Source organism: Streptomyces sp. AMJ-169, from assembly GCF_055597585.1.
In genome coordinates this window covers 58,478-76,006 of sequence record NZ_JBVLTJ010000008.1, presented here as the reverse complement: position 1 = coordinate 76,006, position 17,529 = coordinate 58,478, and the positions used below count along the sequence as shown (strand labels likewise).

Here is a 17,529-nt window from a genome sequence, read left to right as displayed (position 1 = left end):
GTTGGCCACACGGGAAGCGTGACGTGGATCACGTCAGGCTCCCGTCAGGTGTCCGGCAGGCAGGCGTCAGTCCTCCTTGTTTGCATCTGCTCATCGAGGCCTCACCCCCTTCCCCCCGGCTCTCCGCTCCCCCGCGGAGCCCCCACCACCGAGGAGACCCATGGCCGACACCCTGGCCGGTCCCGCACACGAGGAACCGGACACCACCCCCGAGTTCCCCATGCCACGGGCGGACCGCTGCCCGTTCGACCCGCCGCCCGGTCTGAAGCGGCTCCAGGAGCAGGGCCCGCTGACGAAGGTACGTCTGTGGGACGGCAGCGAGTCGTGGCTCGTGACCCGCTACGCCGAACAGCGCGCCCTCCTGGGCGACGAGCGGGCCAGCGCCGACCCCGACCAGCCCGGCTACCCGGCGAAGGCCAGCTCCGAGGCGGGCGAGGGCAAGCTCAGCTTCATCATGATGGACGACCCGGAGCACGCCCGGCTGCGCCGGATGGTGACCGCCCCCTTCGCCGTCAAGAAGATCGAGGCCCTGCGCCCGGCCGTGCAGCGGATCGTGGACGAGCTGATCGACGAACTGCTGGAGCGCGAGGGCCCGGTGGACCTGGTGGAGGCCTTCGCCCTGCCGATCCCCTCCCTGGTGATCTGCGAACTGCTCGGCGTGCCCTACTCCGACCACGAGCTGTTCCAGGAGAACACCAAGACGATGGTCCGTACGACCGCCTCCCCCGAGGAGCGCGGCGCGGCGACCCGGGCGATGGCCGGGTACCTGGCCGGCCAGATCGCCCAGCGGTTCGAGGAGCCGCGCGACGATCTGCTCTCCAGCATCGCGGGGCGGGTCACGGCGGGCGAGCTGACGCACGGCCAGGCCACGGAGATGGCGCTGCTCCTGCTGATCGCGGGCCACGAGACCACCGCGAACATGATCGCCCTGGGCACCCTCGCCCTGCTCGAGCACCCCGACCAGCTCGACCTGCTGCGGCGGACGGAGGACCCGAAGCTGGTCGCCTCCGCCGTCGAGGAACTGCTGCGCTATCTGCACATCACCCATCAGGGGCGGCGGCGCGCGGTCACCGAGGACATCGAGGTGGGCGGCCAGGTCATCAAGGCCGGCGAGGGCGTCATCATGATCAACGAGATGGGCAACCGGGACCCCGAGGTGTTCGAGGACCCCGACCGGCTCGACCTCACCCGCGACGCCCGCCGGCACGTGGCGTTCGGCTTCGGCGTCCACCAGTGCCTGGGCCAGCCGCTGGCCCGCATGGAGCTCCAGGTCGTCTACGGCACCCTCTACCGGCGCATCCCCACGCTCAAGCTCGCCTGCGCCTTCGAGGACGTGAAGTTCAAGCACGACGCCTTCATCTACGGCGTCCACGAACTGCCCGTCTCCTGGTGAGAACCGCACCTCAAGCAAGGGAAACGCCATGAAGGTGGAGCTGGAAGCCGACAAGTGCGTCGCCTCGGGCCAGTGTGTGCTCGTCGCGACGGACGTCTTCGACCAGGACGACGACGGTATCGCGATCCTGCTGGAGGAGCGGATCGGCGACGACCTCGTCGAGGGTGTGCGGGAAGCCGTGGCGGTCTGCCCGGCCGCGGCGATCCGGCTGGTGCGGGAGTGAACCGGATCGTCGTCGTCGGCGCCTCGGCCGCCGGGCTCGCGGCGGCCGAGACCTTCCGCAGGGAAGGCTACGAAGGCACCCTCACCCTGATCGGCGCCGAGCCGGAGGCGCCCTACGACCGGCCGCCGCTGTCGAAGCAGTTCCTGTCCGGCGAGTGGGACGCCGGCCGGCTCGCCCTGCGCGCCCCGTCCGACCTGGCCGCCCTGGACCTCGACCTGCGCCTCGGCGTCGCCGCCGCCGGCCTCGAACTCGAAGGCCGGAGCGTGCGGTTGGCGGACGGCCAGGAGGTCCCGTACGACGGGCTGGTCATCGCGACCGGGGTGCGGCCCCGGACGCTGCCGGGGACCCGGGCACATGTGCTGCGCACCCTCGACGACACGCTGCGGCTGCGCGAGCGGCTGGCCCCCGGGCGGCGGCTGGTCGTGGTGGGCGCCGGTTTCCTCGGCGCGGAGGCCGCCTCCGTCGCGTGGGGCCTCGGCGCGAAGGTGACCCTGCTCGAACCGGCGCCGGTGCCGCTGGCCCACGCGGTCGGCACCGCGACCGGCGAGGTGCTGACCCGGGCCCACCTGGAGCGGGGCGTGGACCTGCGCTGCGGGGTGTCGGTGTCCGAGGTGACCGAGGACGGGGTGCTGCTCGCGGGCGGTGAACTCGTCGAGGCGGACGAGGTGCTGCTGGCCATCGGTTCGCTGCCGAACACCGAGTGGCTGGCGGACAGCGGCCTGGACATCGCCGACGGCGTGGTGTGCGACGAGTACTGCGAGGCCGCGCCGGGCGTCTACGCGGCCGGTGACGTGGCCCGCTGGCACAACCCGCTGTTCGGCACCTCGATGCGCGTCGAGCACCGCACCAACGCGGCCGAGCAGGGCATGGCGGCGGCCCGCAACCTGCTCGCCGCCCCGCAGGCCCGCAAGTCCTTCGCCCCGGTCCCGTACTTCTGGTCCGACCAGTACGACATGAAGATCCAGGCGTACGGCTATCTGCGCGGGCACGACGAAGTCGCCGTCGTCGACGGCGACTTGACCGAGCGCCGGTTCGTGGCCGCGTACCGCACCGGCGAGCGGGTCGCGGGCGCCCTCGCCGTCGGGATGCCGCCCAAGGCGCTGCGGCAGTGGCGGCAGTCGATCGCGGCCGGCGCGCGCTGGGCCGACACCGTGCCCACCCCCTGACCCACCCCCCATATCTCCCTCTCCCCCCCACACAACAGGAGGACGAAGATGTCCGACACTCCCCCGGCCCCCGCGCACGAAGAGCGGATGCTGATCGACGGGAAGCTCCGCGACGCCACGGGCGGCGCCACGTTCGAGGTGCTCAACCCGGCCGACGGCACCGTCCTGGGCAAGGTCGCCGACGCGGCCCCCGACGACATGCTCGACGCGATCGGCGCGGCCCGGCGCGCGTTCGACGAGACGGACTGGGCGGTCGACCGCCAGCTGCGCAAGCGGGTGCTGACGCAGCTCCTCGACGCGCTGACCGAGGAGAAGGAGGAGCTGCGCGAGGAGCTGATCGCGGAGGTCGGTGCCCCGCGCATGCTCACCTACAGCGCGCAACTGGAGGAGCCGCTACAGAAGTTCCGCTGGTACATCGACCACATCGAGCAGTTCGAGTGGGTGCGCCGGCTCGACGACGCGGTCAACCGGTTCTCGGACGAGCCGAGCCAGCGGTGGGTGGTCAAGGAGGCGGTCGGGGTCGTCGGCGCCATCGCCCCCTGGAACTTCCCCTTCGGGCTGATGCTCGGCAAGCTCGCCGCCGCGCTCGCCGCCGGCAACACGGTCGTCGCCAAGCCGGCGCCCGAGACGCCGTGGAACACCACCCGCATCGGGCGGCTCGTCGCCGAGCGCACCGACATCCCGGCCGGTGTCGTCAACGTGGTGCCGACCCGCAGCCTCGACGCGGCCGAGCTGCTGCTGACCGACCCGCGCGTCGACATGGTGTCGTTCACCGGTTCCACGCTCACCGGCCGGCGCGTCCTGGAGCGCTCCGCGCCGACCTTCAAGCGCACGATGCTGGAGCTCGGCGGGAAGAGCGCGTCGATCATCCTCGACGACGCCGACCTCACCCAGGCGATCCCGCAGGCGCTCGGCGCGCTCGCCCACGCCGGCCAGGGCTGCGCGCTGCCGACCCGGCTGCTCGTGCAGCGCCCCGTCTACGACAAGGTCGTCGCCGGTCTCACCCAGGCGTTCTCGCAGCTCTCCTGCGCGGACCCGAACGACCAGAAGACGCTGGCCGGACCGGTCGTCTCGGCCCGGCAGCGGGACCGGATCGCCGACTACATCCGGATCGGGCAGGAGGAGGGCGCGCGGCTCGCCGCCGGCGGCGGCATCCCCGACCGGCCGGGCTTCTGGGTCGAGCCGACGCTCTTCGTCGACGTCGACAACGACTCCACCATCGCGCAGGAGGAGATCTTCGGACCGGTCCTGACGGTGACGCCGTTCGACACCGACGAGGAGGCCGTCCGGCTGGCCAACGCGAGCCGGTACGGGCTCGCCGGGTACATCCAGTCGGCGTCCACGGAGCGCGCCCTGCGGATCGCGCAGGCTGTCCGGGTCGGCAGCTTCATGATCAACGGTGGCACGTTCTCCGGCGGGGACGCCCCGTTCGGCGGCTACAAGTCCAGCGGCATCGGCCGCGAGGGCGGCCGTGAGGGCTTCGAGGCCTACACCGAGACGAAGACCATCGGCTCCGCGCTCGCGCTCCCGCTCGCCTGACGCGAGCACTCCCCCCACTCACAGCACGCACCCGCGTCCGGCACCGGAGCGGGCGAGAGGAACTGGGCACATGAACGACTACCTGAAGTACGAGGGCACCACCGCGGTCGTGACCGGCGCCGCCTCCGGCATCGGCAAGGCGACGGCGCGCCGGCTCGTGGAGCTGGGCGCCGAGGTGCACGCCATCGACTACGCGCCGACCGACCTGCCGGGCCTCGCCTCCACGATCCAGGCGAACCTGGCGCTGCGCGACGACATCGACCGCGCCTTCAAATCGCTCCCCGAGCACGTCGACACGTTCTTCGGCGTGGCCGGCGTCTCGGGCATGCAGCACGACTACAACACGACGCTGCTGATCAACTACGGCTCCTACAAGTACATTTCGGACACCTACCTGAAGGCGCGGATGGGTGACGGCGGCGCCGTCGTCTACGTGACCTCGATGGGCGGCGTCAACTGGGAGCGCTACCAGGACGAGCTGGAGGTGCTGATACAGGCCGAGGGCTGGGACGGCATCGTCGCCGCGATCGAGGGCCTCGGGCTCCAGGACCAGCCCGGTCCGGCCGCGTACGCGCTGTCCAAGCGGGTGCTGAACCTGTTCATGGCGCACAGCGCGACCGACCTCGCCGCCCTCGGGATCCGGGTCAACTCCGTGCTGCCCACGAGCACCGAGACGGGTCTGACGGAGGACTTCGCGAGGATGTCCGGCGGGCGTGAGTCACTGGAGTCGCGGGCCGGGCTGATCCAGCGGCTGGCCACGCCGGAGGAGATGGCCGACCCGGTGGTGTTCCTCAACTCGCACGCGGCGCGCTACATCTCCGGGCAGCCGCTCCTGGTGGACTTCGGCACCCGTAACCTCCAGCTCCTCGGCCGCGCGGCCGACTCGCTGGACCGTCCGCTGATCGGGGCCGCGGGCGCCTGACCCTCCCCCCCAGCTCCAGGCCGGTGCGCGAAATCCGCGCACCGGCCCTCACGCGTTTCCTCCCCTCTCCATCCCTCCAGCTCCAGAAGCGGGAACACAGTGAACGAGTCGAGCCCCCCGCAGACCACCCCCACCACTCACCGGCAGGTGCTGAAGGCACTGACCGGACTGCTCCTCGCGCTCTTCGTCTCGACCCTCAGCAGCACGGTCGTCTCCAGCGCGCTGCCGCGGATCATCAGGTCCGTGGACGGGACGCAGACCCAGTACACGTGGGTCGTCACCGCGACCCTCCTCACCGCGACGGCGACGACCCCGATCTGGGGCAAGCTCGCCGACCTGTTCAGCAAGAAGGTGCTCGTCCAGGCCGCCACCGCGATCTACATGATCGGCGCGCTGGCCTGCGGGTTCAGCCAGACCGGCGGGCAGCTGATCGCCGCGCGGGCCCTCCAGGGCATCGGGGTGGGCGGGGTGCAGGCGCTCGTCACGATCGCGCTCGCGGCCATGATCTCCCCCCGTGAGCGCGGCCGTTACAGCGGTTACATCAGCGGTGTCACCTCGTCGTCGACCATCGGCGGTCCGCTGCTCGGCGGTGTCATCGTGGACACCTCGTGGCTGGGCTGGCGGTGGTGCTTCTTCGTCGGCATACCCGTCGCCGCCGTGGCGCTGGTCCTGCTCCAGCGGACTTTGCGACTGCCGGTCATCCGCCGGGAGAACGTGCGCATCGACTACCTGGGGGCGACGCTGATCGCCGCCGGGGTGAGCGTGCTGCTGATCTGGGTGTCGTTCGTCGACGGCTCCTTCGCGTGGGCGTCGTGGCAGACGGCCGCCATGGTGTCCGGCGGGCTGGCCCTGCTCGGCGCGGCCGTGTGGGTCGAGCAGCGCGCCGCCGAGCCGGTCGTACCGCTCGCCATCGTGCGGCAGCGCACCACCTCGCTGGCGATCCTCGGCAGTCTCGCCGTGGGCACGGCCATGTTCGGGGCCTCGGTGTTCCTGAGCCAGTACTTCCAGCTCAGCCGGGGCAAGTCGCCCACCGAGTCGGGGCTGTTGACGATTCCGATGATGGCCGGGACGCTGATCGCCTCGATCGTCGCGGGCCGGCTGATCAGCCGCAGCGGCGCGATCAAGCCGTACGTGATCACGGGCGCGGTGCTGCTCACCGTCGGGTCGGCGGGGCTCGGGACCATCGACAGCGGGACGTCGATGCTGTTCCTGTGCGGGGCGATGCTGTGCGTCGGCATGGGGATCGGGATGACGTTGCAGAACTTCATCCTCGTCGTGCAGAACACCGTGCCGCTGAAGGACATCGGGTCGGCGAGTTCCACGGTGTCCTTCTTCCGGTCCCTGGGCGGCACGATCGGGGTATCCGTCCTTGGCGCGGTACTGGCCCGGCGGGTCGACAGCGGGATCGCGGACGGCGCGGCGGCGGCCGGGCTCTCGGGCGCGGACCAGTCCTCGCCCGTGATGCGGGAGATCGTCCGGGTCGCCTACGGGGACGCGACGGCGCAGGCGTTCCTGCTCGCGGCCGGGGCCGCCGCGCTCGCCGTGCTCGCGGCCGTGCTGCTCAAGCCGGTCAATCTGCGCGACAGCCTCGATCTGCCGGCGAAGAACGGTGAAACGGCGTCTCCCGCGCCGGAAAAGGGGGCGCGGCCGAGCGCGTGAATCCGTTCCCGCACCCTTATTCCCATGCCCGGCGAACCTAGGTCTACCGTGCACCGTTCCAGACCGTCCGCTGCCGCGGCGCCCGTGCCACGATGCGGTCATGCGCTCAGTCATCGCAGCCCAGGCCCCGGCGAAATGGCCGCCGGCCGGTAATTCCCCCGGCAGTTCAGCGGAGTTGTGGCCGGGAACAGGACGCGTATTCCCCGGGTCGCCGCAATGACTTTCTCCGGGGAATTCACCTCGCTCCGGTTGCGGTGCGAGAACGGCGTCGCCCATATCACCCTCGACCGCCCCGAGCGCCGCAACGCGATCGATCTGGCCTGCGCCCGCGAGCTGTTCGAGGCGGCGCATCTGCCTCAGGTGGCGGCGGCCCGCTGTGTGCTGCTCACCGGCGCCGGACCGCACTTCTGCGTCGGCGGCGACCTCGGCGACTTCCGGGGCGCCGGCGACCTGCCCCGCCACCTGATGACGGTGGCCGGGTACGGGCACGCGGCCCTGGCCCGGCTCGCCGCGCACGACGCCCCGCTGGTCATCGCCGTCAGCGGGCAGGTCGCGGGCGGCGGCCTCGGTATCGCCCTCCTCGCCGACATCCTGCTCGCCGAGGAGGGCACCACCTTCCGCACCGCCTACGCCGAGCTGGGGCTGACCCCCGACGGCGCCGTCACCCAGCGGCTCCCGCAGCTCGTCGGGGTGCGCAGGGCCCAGCGGATGATCCTGCTCGGGCATGTCCTGGAGGCCGCGGAGGCGCTCGAGTGGGGGCTGTGCACCGAGGTCGTGCCGGCCGGCCGGCTCGCCGAGCGCGCGGCGGAGGTCGCCGCACGGCTGGCGGCCGGGCCCACCCGGGCCTACGCCGAGACCGGCCGGCTGCTGCGCGCGGCCGGCCGGCGGGGCCTGGCCGAGCACCTGGACGACGAGGCGGCGACGCTGCGCGCGATCGCCGCCACCGCCGACGCCGCCGAGGGGATCGCCGCGTTCACCGAACGCAGGGCACCCCGCTTCGAAGGCCGCTGACCCACCGAACCGCCCCTTCACCCTAGGAGTGACGTCCCATGACCCTCACCGCGACCGAGTCACCCGGCGTCGGCATCCGCGCCATCGGCGCCCGTGTCCCCGACCGCGTCGTCACCAACGCCGAGCTGGAGCGGCTCTTCGACACCACCGACGACTGGATCACCACGTACATCGGGGTCAAGGAGCGCCGCTGGGCCGCGGAGGACGAGTGGACGACCGACCTCGGCGCCGCCGCCCTGCTGGACGCCTGCGAGCAGGCCGGCGTCGACCCGCACTCCGTCGACCTGGTGATCTGCGGTACGTACACGGCGGACGACATCATCCCGGCCGCCGCGGTGGGCATCATGCGCAAGATCGGCATCGAGGGCGTCCCGGGCTTCGACGTGAACAGCGGCGGCTGCGGCGGCGGGGTGTTCGCGCTCGACGTGGGCGCCAAGTTCGTCCGCTCCGGGGCGTACCGGCGGGTCGCGGTGGTCCTCGCGGACGTCAACTCCAAGCTGTTCGACCCCGAGGACCGCACGGTCGGGGTCATCTTCGGCGACGGCGCGGCCTGCTACCTGCTGGAGCCGACCGCGCCGGGCACGGGCGTCAGCTCGGCGCACCTGGCGAGTTTCCCGAGCGCCTACTACACGGCGTACGCGGGCCGTGAGCAGCGCACGTTCGCCGACGGGCGCCCCAAGCAGTCGGCGTTCGGCGACCGGTTCGCGGTGATGAACGGGCGCCCGGTGAAGGACTTCGCGATGGAGCACATACCGCCCCTGGTGCAGAAGCTGTCCAAGGACACCGGGGTGTCCTTGGACGACGTCGACCTGATCCTCTTCCACCAGGCCAACTACCACCTGATCCACGCCCTCCTCAAGGAGGTCGGGCTGCCGCGGGAGCGGACGTTCACGACCGTCCAGAAGTACGGCAACACCTCCGGCTCCGGGATCGCGCTGGCGCTGCGGGAGGCGGTCGACTCCGGGCGGGTCAAGGCCGGCGACAACGTCGTGCTGGTGTCCTTCGGTTCGGGGATGAGCACGGGCGCGACGCTCGTGCGGTGGGCGGGGCAGGACGACTACCTGCCGGCTCCGTGAAGCGGCGGGGGAGAACATGAACATCGCAGGGAACGCCGCTCTCGTCGTCGGCGGCACGTCGGGTCTCGGGCTCGCGCTGGCCCGGCGGCTGCTGGACGCGGGCGCCCGGGTCGTCGTCACCGGCCGGGATCCGGAGCGGGGCGCGAAGGCCGTGGCCGAACTGGGCGGCGAGGCGGTCTTCGTCCGCGGTGACGTCGGGGACGAGACCGACGTCGCGGCGGCCGTCACCGAGGCCGCGGGCCGAGGGCGGCTCGGCATCGCCGTCAACTGCTCGGGCTCCGCCCGCGTCGGCCGCGTCCTGACCCGCAGGGGCCCGCTGCCCGCCGCCGAGTTCGAGGAGGTCGTCCGCGTCAATCTGCTGGGCACCTTCCACGTCGTACGGCTGGCGGCGGAGGTCATGGCGGGGAACGAACCGGTCGACGGGGACCGGGGGGTGATCGTGTGCACGTCGTCGATCGCCGGGTACGACGGGATGGCCGGGCAGGCCGCCTACGCCGCGTCCAAGGCGGCGGTGAACGGGATGACGCTGCCGCTCGCCCGGGATCTGGCCCGGCACGCGATCCGGGTGGTGACCGTGGCGCCGGGGCTGTTCGAGACGCCGATGCTCGCCGGGATCAAGGACGAGATGGGGGCGGCACTGATGCGCCAGACTCCGCACCCCCGACGGCTGGGCCGGCCCGAGGAGTTCGCGGCGCTGGTCGCCCATGTCGTCGAGAATCCGATGCTCAACGGCGAGGTCATCCGGCTGGACGCGGCCGTGCGGCTGGGTGTCGTCTGATGTTCGCCGTCACCGCGGCCCGAGTCGCCCCGGACAGCCCGCTCGACGGGCTGTCCCTGGGCGAGCACCCCGAACCCGTGGCGCGCCGCCCGGACTGGACGGTCGTCCGGATGAAGGCCGCCTCGCTCAACCACCACGACCTGTGGACGCTGCGCGGCGTGGGCGTCTCCCCCGGCCGGCTGCCGCTGGTCCTGGGCTGCGACGGCGCCGCCGTCGACGAGGACGGCCGGGACGTCATCGTGCACGCCGTCATCGGCGAGACGGGCCACGGCCTGGACACCGGCGAGCCGAAGAGCTTCCTCACCGAGAAGTACGACGGGACGTTCGCCGAACGCCTCGCCGTGCCCCGCTGGAACCTGCTGCCGAAACCGGACTTCCTGAGCCACGCGGAGGCCGCCTGCCTCTCCAGCACCTACCTCACCGCCTACCGGATGCTCTTCACTCGCGCCGAACTCCGGCCCGGGGGGCGGGTGTTGGTGCAGGGCGCGGGCGGCGGGGTCGCCACGGCCGCGATCGCGCTCGCCTCGGCGGCCGGCCACGAGGTGTGGGCCACGAGCCGTGACGCCGGCAAGCGCAAACGGGCGCTCGCCCTGGGCGCGTCCGCCGTCTTCGCGCCGGGCGCGCCCCTCCCCCACCCGGTGGACACCGTGATCGAGACGGTCGGCGCGGCCACCTGGTCCCACTCGGTCGGCGCGCTGCGGGAGGGCGGCAGCCTGGTCGTCTCGGGCGCCACCACCGGCGACCCGGCCGACCTCCGCCTCGACCTGATCCGCCGGCGCGGACTGCGGCTGGCCGGCTCCACGATCGGGACACGCGAGGAGCTGGCCCGGCTGATCGAGTTCTGCCGGACGAGCGGGGTGCGCCCGCTGATCGACACGGTGTACCCGCTGCGGCGGGCGCGGACCGGGTTCGCGCGGATGGCGGAGGGGGAGGTGTTCGGGAAGGTGGTCTTCGAGATCTGACTTGTCCGACCGGCTTCCGGGGCCGCGCCTTGGGCCGCGCCGGCCCCGCGAGCCGCCCCGATAAGTCGTACCGTCACACCTCGGTACGCCACTCCGCGTGCCGCCCGTCGGCCCCGCGCACCACGTCGTCGTACGCCCGCTCCAGCAGCCGCGCCACCGGACCCGTCCCCCCGTCCCCGACCCGCAGCCCGTCGATGTGGCCGACCGGGAGGATCTCCCACGCCGTGCCGAGGTAGAAGATCTCGTCGGCCAGGTGGAGTTCGGAGCGGTCGACCTCGCGTTCCTCGACCGGGAGGCCGGCCTCGCGCAGGAGGGTGAGGGCAGTGGAGCGGGTGATGCTGTCCAGGACGTCGCTGGTCAGGCTGGGGGTGATGACCTTGCCGTGGCGGACGAGGGCGACGCAGGCGCCGGGGCCCTCGCTCACCTGGTGGCGGGAGTTGAGGAGGACCGGCCAGTCGTGACCGCCCGCCTTGGCCTCCAGGACGGCGAGGCGGCCGTTGTGGTAGTTCGAGAACGCCTTGGCGCGCGGCGGCATCTGCGCGTCCCCGATCCGCACCCAGCTGCTCACGGCCGCGCGGCAGGCGCGCTCGGTGAAGAGGTGGCTGGTGAACGGCCAGGTGTCGACGACGACTTCGCACACCGTGCCGGCCGGCACCATCTGTTCGCGGATCAGCCCCTTCGGGAAGGCCCAGGGCCGGATGTAGACGTCGTCGCGGTAGTCGTTCGCGCGGAGCGTGTCGAGGACGGCCGTCCTCAACTCCCCTTTGCTGTAGGGGATGTCGACGCGGCACAGCCGGGCCGAGTCGAGGAGCCGGTCCAGGTGCTCGTCCAGCCGGAACACCGACAATCGCTCCCCGTCGGCCGACCGGTAGGCCTTGATGCCCTCGAACACGGCGGCCACCGAGGCGTGTCCGACGGCGGTGACATGCACCGTCGCCTCTTTCCAGGGCTCCAGGGCCCCGTCGCGCCAGATCCACTGCGCGGTGGCCGCACCGGGTGCGGCGAGGGCGTCCATGGCGAGATGCGTCGTCATCGTGTGTCCAGATCTGATGAAGGGTCAAGTCCGAGCAGTTCCAGGCTGTTCACGACAACGTCCGCGCCGCTGCCGGACAGCGGCGCGGAGTCGGCCGTGGGGACCGCGACGCACGTCAGCCCCGCCGCGCGGGCGGCCGTGACGCCCGTCGGCGAGTCCTCGACGGCGAGCGCCGCGCCCGCCGGCACCCCGGCCCTGCGCAGCGCCAGCAGATACAGGTCGGGCGCCGGTTTCCGGGCCGCCGCCTCCTCCCCGGTGACGGTGAAGGAGAGCCGGCCGAGCAGCCCCAGCCGGTCCAGGTGCCCGCGCACCCAGCGCCGCTCCCCGCTCGACACGACCGCGACCGGGAGCCCCAACTCCCGTGCGCGGTCGACGAGTGCGGCGACGCCGGGGCGCAGCGGCTCCCGGTCCGCGAGGTCGGCCTTGCGCGCCTGCCGCCAGGCGAGTTCCCCGGCGGCCACCGGGGCCGCGCGCCGCGCCCCCAGGTCGGCGCGGGCGAGTTCGGCGCCCGCCGCGGTGCCCACCATCCGGTGCCACACCCGCGCCGGCAGCCGCAGCCCGGAGCGCGCGTACAGCTCCTCCCAGGAGCGCCGGGCGGCCCGCTCGGTGTCGCAGACCACCCCGTCGAAGTCGAGGAAGAGCGCGCGGGGCGCGGCGCTCACCCGGTCGCCGTCGCGTGTGAGCATCGGCTCTACAAGTGCCCGAACTCGGCGAGCAGTTCGGCCACGGTCGCGCCGGAGGAGATCTTCTCGCGGATGACGCGTTCCTTGTCGATCTGCGCGCGGGTGCGCTCCAGAACGTCGGTCGCGAGGTCCGGCGGGACGACGGCGATGCCGTTCTCGTCGGCGACGACGATGTCACCGGGGTTGATGACCTGCCCGTCGACGACGACCGGCACGTTGACGGCGACGGGCTCGGTGCGGTCGTGCACGGCGGTCGGCGAGGCGCGCGGGACGGTGCCCCGGTACCAGACGGGGAAGCCGAGGTCGCGGATCTCGTCGACGTCGCGGATCGCCCCGTCGACGATCCCTCCGGCGACCCCCGCCTTCTGCGACAGCGTCGCCATCAGCCCGCCCCACATCGCGGTGCGCCGCGTCTCGTGGCAGGCGATGACGATGACGTCGCCGGGCCGGGCGAGGGCGAGGACGGGCATGCAGTCGACGAGGTCGTCGATGGACAGGTCGACGGTGAGCGCGGGCCCGGCGATGCGGTGGCTCGGTACGACCGGCAGCAGCCCGCCGATGGCGCCGACCCGGCGGCGGGCGTCGGTGACGAGACAGCTGGGGCTGTACTCCTTGAGCACCTCGCGGAAGGCCTCGACGATGTCGGCGGGCGGTCGCTCGAGTTCGTTGCGGACGGTTTCCATGGGGTCCTTTCTCAGGGGGTGAGGGTGCCTTGGCGTACGGAGGTCCGTATCGTCCCGGCGAGCCGGGCCGCGCTCAGGCCGTGCGCGTCGAGCGCTTCCTCCGGGGTGCCGCAGCGGGGGATCTCGGTGAGGCCGATGCCCTGGAAGCGGGGCAGGGTGAGCGGGGGCAGGGCGAGGAGGGCGCGGGCGATCAGGTCGGCCTGGCCGCCGCGCTCGTAGTGGTCCTCGGCGACGAACAACTGGTCGGCCCCGGCGGCGAGTTCGGCGAGCCAGCCGGGGTCGACGCGGTTGAGCCACGGCAGGTTGACGACCGTGAGGCCGATGCCGTCGGCGGCCAGCAGGTCGGCGGCGCGCAGGAGTTCGGTGAGGACGACGGGGCCCGAGCCGATCGCCACGGTCCGCCCGTCCCCGGCGCGGACCCGCTCACCCCGTCCGGTGACCAGCGACTCGCAAGGGAGCGCGGCGACTTCGGGCGGGCAGGGCACGCTGGACAGCCGCAGGTAGACGCTGTCCTCGGCGTCGAGGCAGTAGTCGACGGCGGCCTCGGTCTGGGCCGGTGAGGCGGGGGCGAGGACGACGAGCCCGGGCGCCGCGCCGACCGCACTGGTGTCGCGCACCGCCTGGTGGGAGTGGCCGGGCGCGGCGGGCAGGAGTCCGGCGAGGGAGCCGGTGTAGACGACGCGGCGGCGTTCCGTGGCGTTGTTGTAGATCTGCTCGTTCGGCCGAGCGTGCAGGAAGCAGGAGAAGCTGTGCACGAAGGGCAGCAGTCCCCCGGCGGCGAGGCCCCCGGCCATGGAGACCATGTCCTGTTCGGCGATCCCGCACTCCACGAACCGGGTGGGGTGGGCGTCACGGAAGGGGATCAGGCCGGTGTCCAGGACCAGGTCGGCGTCGAGGGCCACGATCCGGGTGTCCTCGACGGCCCGGTCGGCGAGCGTCCGGCCGTACACCTCGGGCAGCCGGGGGCCGGAGGCGGCGATGGGCGCGGGGACGTCGGTGGTGTGCGGGGCGAGTGGGGGGAGGGCGTGGCGGTGCAGCAACGCGTCGACGCGGGCGGTGAGTTCGGCGTGGATCTCGGCGTGGTCGGCGGGGGAAGGGGCGCCGCTGTGGTAGCGGTAGCGCCATTCGCCCGCGGGCATCGAGGTGGCGGCGCAGCGCTCGGCGCCGGCGCCCTTGACGGTGTCGGCGACGATCGCCACGGGGCGGCCCGCGAACTCCTCGGCGCGGCGGCGGAACGTCCTCTCCAGCGCGCGGCTGTCGTTGCCGTCGCAGCGCAGCACGCCCCAGCCGGAGGCGGCGAAGCGGGCCTCCAGGTCGCCGAGGTCGTTGACGTCGGTCACCCAGGTGTCGGACTGGAGCTTGTTGTGGTCGACGACGACGGTGAGTTCGCCCATCCTCCGGTGCGCCGCGCTCGGCAGCGACTCCCAGATCTGGCCCTCCTGGAGTTCGCCGTCCCCGGTCATGACGTAGACCCGGCGGCGGCGCCCGCGCAGCCGGTCGGCGAGGATGAGGCCCTTCGCCTTGGAGATGCCCATGCCGAGCGAGCCGGTGTTGAACGGCATGTGGGGGGTGGCGACGTCGGGGTGGCCGGGGAGTCCACCGAGCCGGCGCAGTTGGTGCAGGAGGTCTTCGCCGAGCAGGCCGAGGCCGATCAGGGACGCGTACAGGCCGGGGGCGTCATGTCCCTTGGAGGAGAAGTAGACGTCACCGTCGGCCGCGCCGGGCCGGTTCAGCTCCTCCAGCAGCAGCCAGCTCACGACGTCCGCCGCGCTGAAGCTGGAGCCGAGGTGTCCCGAGCCCGCCTTGCCGATCATGTAGAGGGTGTTGATCCGGGAGAGCGTGGCGAAGGCCTCGGCCCGGTCGTGCGGGTCGGTCAGTGCGGCGAGGGTCCTGGTGAACTCCCGGCGGGGGAGCCAGGCGAGCGTCCTGGGGGTGGTCATGCGTGTCGCTCCCGAGTCATGCGGGTCGCTCCCGCGTCGTTGCGGGTCGCTGCCGCGTCGTTGCGGGTCGCTGCCGGAGGGGCCGGAGCGGCGGCCGGAAGGGGGTTCACCAGCACCCGAACCCCCCGTCGACCATCAGCTCCGTCCCCGTGACGTACGCGCTCTGCTCCGACGCGAGGAACAGCAGCGGCCCCGTGAGGTCCGTCTCCTCCGCCATCCGCCGCAGCGGCACCTTCGCGGTGAACTTCGCCTGGAACAGCTCGTCCTGGCCGCCGCGCACCCCGCCCGGGGACAGTGTGTTGACGCGTACCCCGCTGGGCCCCCACAGCGCCGCGAGATAGCGGCTGAGCGAGGCCACGCCGGCCTTGGAGACGGCGTACGCGGGGGGTTTGAGGAACGGCGGGTCGACGGGGAGGTGGTCGTAGAGGCGGGGGTCGGGCGCGGTCGAGCCGTACAGCGAGCCGATGTTGACGACCGAGCCGCCGCCGCGCCGGGCCATGGCCGAGCCGAAGACCTGGCAGACGCGCAGGGTGCCGAGCGCGTTGACGTCGAGGACGGCGGCCGAGACGTCGTCCGGGATGTCCTCGAAGCGCCAGCTCTCGGTGGTGGCGGGCGGCTGGTCGATGCCGGCGTTGTTGACGAGGACGTCCGGGGTGCCGAAGCGCTCCCGGCAGACGTCGAGGGCGGCGGTGAGGCTCGCCCGGTCGGTGACGTCGGCGCGGACGAGGGCGAAGGCGTCCTCGGGGTACGCCTTCAGCGTCCGCTGAAGCGCCTCGGGGCGCCGGGTGCCCACGTCGAGTCCGAGCACCCGGGCGCCGGCCGACAGCAGGGCGCCGGTCCACACCGGCCCGAGCCGGCCGAGGACGCCGGTGACGACGGCGGCCTTTCCGCTGAGGTCAGTCACGCAGGATTCCCGGCGTGAGGTCGGCGTCCTGGGCGAGGGGTCCGGCGAGGACCTTGCCGACGACGTCGTCCAGCTCGTACGGCTTCATGCCGTCGCCCGGGGACTTGACGGCGAGGTCCGTCTCGCCGAGGCGGTGGCCGGCGGGCAGGTCGCGGGCGGCGACGAGTTTCTTGCCCATCTTGCGCAGCGCGCCCGCCTCTTCGTCCAGCGTCCGCTTGACCGGGCTGCCGAGCGCCTCCCGCACCCGGCGCAGACCTGTCACCAGTTCCTTGAGGTCGGCGGGGTCGAGGGAGAAGCGGTGGTCGGTGCCCTGGGCCTCGCGGTCGAGGGTGAAGTGCTTCTCGATGACGCGGGCGCCCAACGCGTGGGCGGTCCAGCTCAGTTGCGGCCCGAGGTCGTGCCCGGAGAAGCCGATCACGACGCCGGGGAACTCTTCGCGGAAGGCCCCGATCACCGACAGGTTGAGCTGGTCGGGCCGGGCGGGGTAGACGGCGGTGCACTGGAGCAGCGCGAGGCGGGGGTTGAGCGGGAGGACGGTGTCGCAGGCCCTGCGGACGTCGGCCAGGTCCGCGCCGCCGGTGCTGACCACCAGGGGGAGGCCGGTCTTCGCGGCGTACGCGAGGAGCGGGGTGTTGGTGAGGTCGCCCGAGGCGATCTTGAGGACCTCGACGCCGACCTCGGTGAGGAAGTCGACGCTGGAGTGGTCGAAGGCGGTGGACATGAAGTCGACGCCGAGTTCCGCGGCCAGCCTGCCGAGGCGTTCGTAGTCGGCGCGGCCGAGTTCGAGGGCCTCGCGGTGGGCGCCGTAGGTGGGGCCGAAGCTGTTGGGGCCGGTGTAGGGCTCGTCGTACATCGCGCCGGTGAACAGGGCCCGGTTGTCGCGTTTCTGGAGCTTCACGGCGTCCGCGCCCGCTTCGGCCGCCGCGCGGAAGAGGTCCTCGGCGCGGTCCGGGCTGCCGCCGTGATTGTGCCCGATCTCGGCTATCACATAGCTGTCGGAGTCGTCCGATATCGTGCGGTCTTTGATGGTCAGCTCGCGTGACTGCATTTCACCCTCCGGGCGGATACGTTTTCCCAGGCCCGCCGCGGCACGGTGACGGCCGGAGCGGCGGCGACGATGTTCCCGGTCTCTCGCTCTTCAGCGAATCACAGGAAAGCCGCTCTTCCGGGCTCCGTCTCTTGTACGGGCTTTCCTATGTCTGTGGAACCCAGGTTCGGGGAGGCGCCGGTCGGGCGGCCCGGTCCCGCGGTCCGTCATGTTTTGCTGGCGCGAGGTGCCGTACGGCGCCCTCCGAAAGCAATTCACGGCACGGAATGGGGCAGGAATGGCCAACCCTTTCGACGACGCGGACGGCACGTTCTCCGTACTGGTCAACGAGGAGAACCAGCATTCCCTCTGGCCGGTCCATCTGGACGCCCCCGAGGGCTGGCGGACGGTGCACGGACCGGAGCGCCGGGAGAGCTGCCTGGCGTATATCGAGGAGAACTGGACCGACATGCGGCCGGCCGGAATTTCGTAGCCCCGGCTCTCAGCTGAACAAGGAGACCTTGAGACAT

The 17,529-nt window shown here is 72.5% G+C and carries 17 protein-coding genes; 11 read left to right on the top strand and 6 right to left on the bottom strand.

The window, feature by feature from the left end:
- The first annotated feature begins 160 nt into the window (after positions 1 to 160).
- From ACYUD3_RS21000 to ACYUD3_RS20955, 10 genes are all read left to right on the top strand, one after another.
- Positions 161 to 1,393, top strand: a complete 1,233-nt coding sequence (locus tag ACYUD3_RS21000; RefSeq protein WP_470972084.1) for a cytochrome P450 — start codon at positions 161 to 163, stop codon at positions 1,391 to 1,393.
- 28 nt (positions 1,394 to 1,421) lie between these two features.
- Positions 1,422 to 1,616: a ferredoxin gene (locus ACYUD3_RS20995; protein ID WP_470972083.1), complete on the top strand. Its 195-nt coding sequence runs from the start codon at positions 1,422 to 1,424 to the stop codon at positions 1,614 to 1,616.
- On the top strand, positions 1,613 to 2,782 hold the full coding sequence (locus ACYUD3_RS20990) for an NAD(P)/FAD-dependent oxidoreductase (RefSeq protein WP_470972081.1): 1,170 nt from the start codon (positions 1,613 to 1,615) through the stop codon (positions 2,780 to 2,782). Before ACYUD3_RS20995 ends, ACYUD3_RS20990 begins: the two co-directional genes overlap by 4 nt.
- Before the next feature lie 48 nt (positions 2,783 to 2,830).
- Positions 2,831 to 4,321, top strand: a complete 1,491-nt coding sequence (locus ACYUD3_RS20985) for an aldehyde dehydrogenase family protein (RefSeq protein ID WP_470972079.1) — start codon at positions 2,831 to 2,833, stop codon at positions 4,319 to 4,321.
- A gap of 70 nt (positions 4,322 to 4,391) precedes the next feature.
- Complete coding sequence (locus ACYUD3_RS20980; RefSeq protein WP_470972078.1) at positions 4,392 to 5,243, top strand: SDR family oxidoreductase; 852 nt, start codon at positions 4,392 to 4,394, stop codon at positions 5,241 to 5,243.
- Between the two features lie 99 nt (positions 5,244 to 5,342).
- The gene (locus ACYUD3_RS20975) at positions 5,343 to 6,902 is read left to right on the top strand and encodes an MFS transporter (protein ID WP_470972076.1); all 1,560 of its coding nucleotides are present in this window, start codon (positions 5,343 to 5,345) and stop codon (positions 6,900 to 6,902) included.
- Positions 6,903 to 7,118: 216 nt separating this feature from the next.
- Complete coding sequence (locus ACYUD3_RS20970) at positions 7,119 to 7,913, top strand: enoyl-CoA hydratase/isomerase family protein (RefSeq protein WP_470972074.1); 795 nt, start codon at positions 7,119 to 7,121, stop codon at positions 7,911 to 7,913.
- Positions 7,914 to 7,951: 38 nt separating this feature from the next.
- Positions 7,952 to 8,989 (top strand): 3-oxoacyl-ACP synthase III family protein, encoded by a 1,038-nt coding sequence (locus tag ACYUD3_RS20965; RefSeq protein WP_470972072.1) that lies wholly within the window; start codon positions 7,952 to 7,954, stop codon positions 8,987 to 8,989.
- 16 nt (positions 8,990 to 9,005) lie between these two features.
- Positions 9,006 to 9,767, top strand: coding sequence for an SDR family NAD(P)-dependent oxidoreductase (locus tag ACYUD3_RS20960; RefSeq protein WP_470972070.1), 762 nt, complete (start codon positions 9,006 to 9,008; stop codon positions 9,765 to 9,767).
- Positions 9,767 to 10,729 (top strand): zinc-binding dehydrogenase, encoded by a 963-nt coding sequence (locus ACYUD3_RS20955; protein ID WP_470972068.1) that lies wholly within the window; start codon positions 9,767 to 9,769, stop codon positions 10,727 to 10,729. Before ACYUD3_RS20960 ends, ACYUD3_RS20955 begins: the two co-directional genes overlap by 1 nt.
- Before the next feature lie 73 nt (positions 10,730 to 10,802).
- Here the strand turns inward: ACYUD3_RS20955 and ilvE are convergent, their stop codons facing one another.
- The 6 genes from ilvE to ACYUD3_RS20925 form a co-directional block, all read right to left on the bottom strand.
- Positions 10,803 to 11,762: a branched-chain-amino-acid transaminase gene (ilvE, locus tag ACYUD3_RS20950; protein WP_470972066.1), complete on the bottom strand. Its 960-nt coding sequence runs from the start codon at positions 11,760 to 11,762 to the stop codon at positions 10,803 to 10,805.
- The gene (locus tag ACYUD3_RS20945; RefSeq protein ID WP_470972064.1) at positions 11,759 to 12,448 is read right to left on the bottom strand and encodes an HAD family hydrolase; all 690 of its coding nucleotides are present in this window, start codon (positions 12,446 to 12,448) and stop codon (positions 11,759 to 11,761) included. The genes ilvE and ACYUD3_RS20945 overlap by 4 nt, the downstream gene beginning before the upstream one ends.
- Positions 12,449 to 12,453: 5 nt before the next feature.
- On the bottom strand, positions 12,454 to 13,128 hold the full coding sequence (locus tag ACYUD3_RS20940) for an RraA family protein (RefSeq protein WP_470972063.1): 675 nt from the start codon (positions 13,126 to 13,128) through the stop codon (positions 12,454 to 12,456).
- A gap of 11 nt (positions 13,129 to 13,139) precedes the next feature.
- Complete coding sequence (locus ACYUD3_RS20935) at positions 13,140 to 15,068, bottom strand: transketolase C-terminal domain-containing protein (RefSeq protein ID WP_470972061.1); 1,929 nt, start codon at positions 15,066 to 15,068, stop codon at positions 13,140 to 13,142.
- 106 nt (positions 15,069 to 15,174) lie between these two features.
- Positions 15,175 to 15,972 carry an SDR family oxidoreductase gene (locus tag ACYUD3_RS20930; RefSeq protein ID WP_470972059.1) on the bottom strand — a complete coding sequence of 266 codons (798 nt, stop codon included), beginning with the start codon at positions 15,970 to 15,972 and terminating at the stop codon, positions 15,175 to 15,177.
- A complete protein-coding gene (locus ACYUD3_RS20925) occupies positions 15,965 to 17,020 on the bottom strand; it encodes an N-acetylneuraminate synthase family protein (RefSeq protein ID WP_470972057.1) in 1,056 nt (351 codons plus the stop codon). Before ACYUD3_RS20925 ends, ACYUD3_RS20930 begins: the two co-directional genes overlap by 8 nt.
- Before the next feature lie 277 nt (positions 17,021 to 17,297).
- On the opposite strand from ACYUD3_RS20925, the gene ACYUD3_RS20920 reads away from it, so the two are divergent.
- A complete protein-coding gene (locus ACYUD3_RS20920) occupies positions 17,298 to 17,492 on the top strand; it encodes an MbtH family protein (RefSeq protein ID WP_470972055.1) in 195 nt (64 codons plus the stop codon).
- Positions 17,493 to 17,529: the final 37 nt, after the last annotated feature.

What these genes read in the sequence shown, in the direction of transcription:
- ACYUD3_RS20980 (WP_470972078.1), top strand. Translation starts at nt 4,392, where the DNA reads ATGAACGACTACCTGAAGTACGAGGGCACCACCGCGGTCGTGACCGGC.
- ACYUD3_RS21000 (WP_470972084.1), top strand. Translation starts at nt 161, where the DNA reads ATGGCCGACACCCTGGCCGGTCCCGCACACGAGGAACCGGACACCACC.
- ACYUD3_RS20965 (WP_470972072.1), top strand. Translation starts at nt 7,952, where the DNA reads ATGACCCTCACCGCGACCGAGTCACCCGGCGTCGGCATCCGCGCCATC.
- ACYUD3_RS20970 (WP_470972074.1), top strand. Translation starts at nt 7,119, where the DNA reads ATGACTTTCTCCGGGGAATTCACCTCGCTCCGGTTGCGGTGCGAGAAC.
- ACYUD3_RS20920 (WP_470972055.1), top strand. Translation starts at nt 17,298, where the DNA reads ATGGCCAACCCTTTCGACGACGCGGACGGCACGTTCTCCGTACTGGTC.
- ACYUD3_RS20935 (WP_470972061.1), bottom strand. Translation starts at nt 15,068, where the DNA reads ATGACCACCCCCAGGACGCTCGCCTGGCTCCCCCGCCGGGAGTTCACC.
- ACYUD3_RS20985 (WP_470972079.1), top strand. Translation starts at nt 2,831, where the DNA reads ATGTCCGACACTCCCCCGGCCCCCGCGCACGAAGAGCGGATGCTGATC.
- ilvE (WP_470972066.1), bottom strand. Translation starts at nt 11,762, where the DNA reads ATGACGACGCATCTCGCCATGGACGCCCTCGCCGCACCCGGTGCGGCC.
- ACYUD3_RS20995 (WP_470972083.1), top strand. Translation starts at nt 1,422, where the DNA reads ATGAAGGTGGAGCTGGAAGCCGACAAGTGCGTCGCCTCGGGCCAGTGT.
- ACYUD3_RS20940 (WP_470972063.1), bottom strand. Translation starts at nt 13,128, where the DNA reads ATGGAAACCGTCCGCAACGAACTCGAGCGACCGCCCGCCGACATCGTC.
- ACYUD3_RS20945 (WP_470972064.1), bottom strand. Translation starts at nt 12,448, where the DNA reads ATGCTCACACGCGACGGCGACCGGGTGAGCGCCGCGCCCCGCGCGCTC.
- ACYUD3_RS20960 (WP_470972070.1), top strand. Translation starts at nt 9,006, where the DNA reads ATGAACATCGCAGGGAACGCCGCTCTCGTCGTCGGCGGCACGTCGGGT.
- ACYUD3_RS20955 (WP_470972068.1), top strand. Translation starts at nt 9,767, where the DNA reads ATGTTCGCCGTCACCGCGGCCCGAGTCGCCCCGGACAGCCCGCTCGAC.
- ACYUD3_RS20925 (WP_470972057.1), bottom strand. Translation starts at nt 17,020, where the DNA reads ATGCAGTCACGCGAGCTGACCATCAAAGACCGCACGATATCGGACGAC.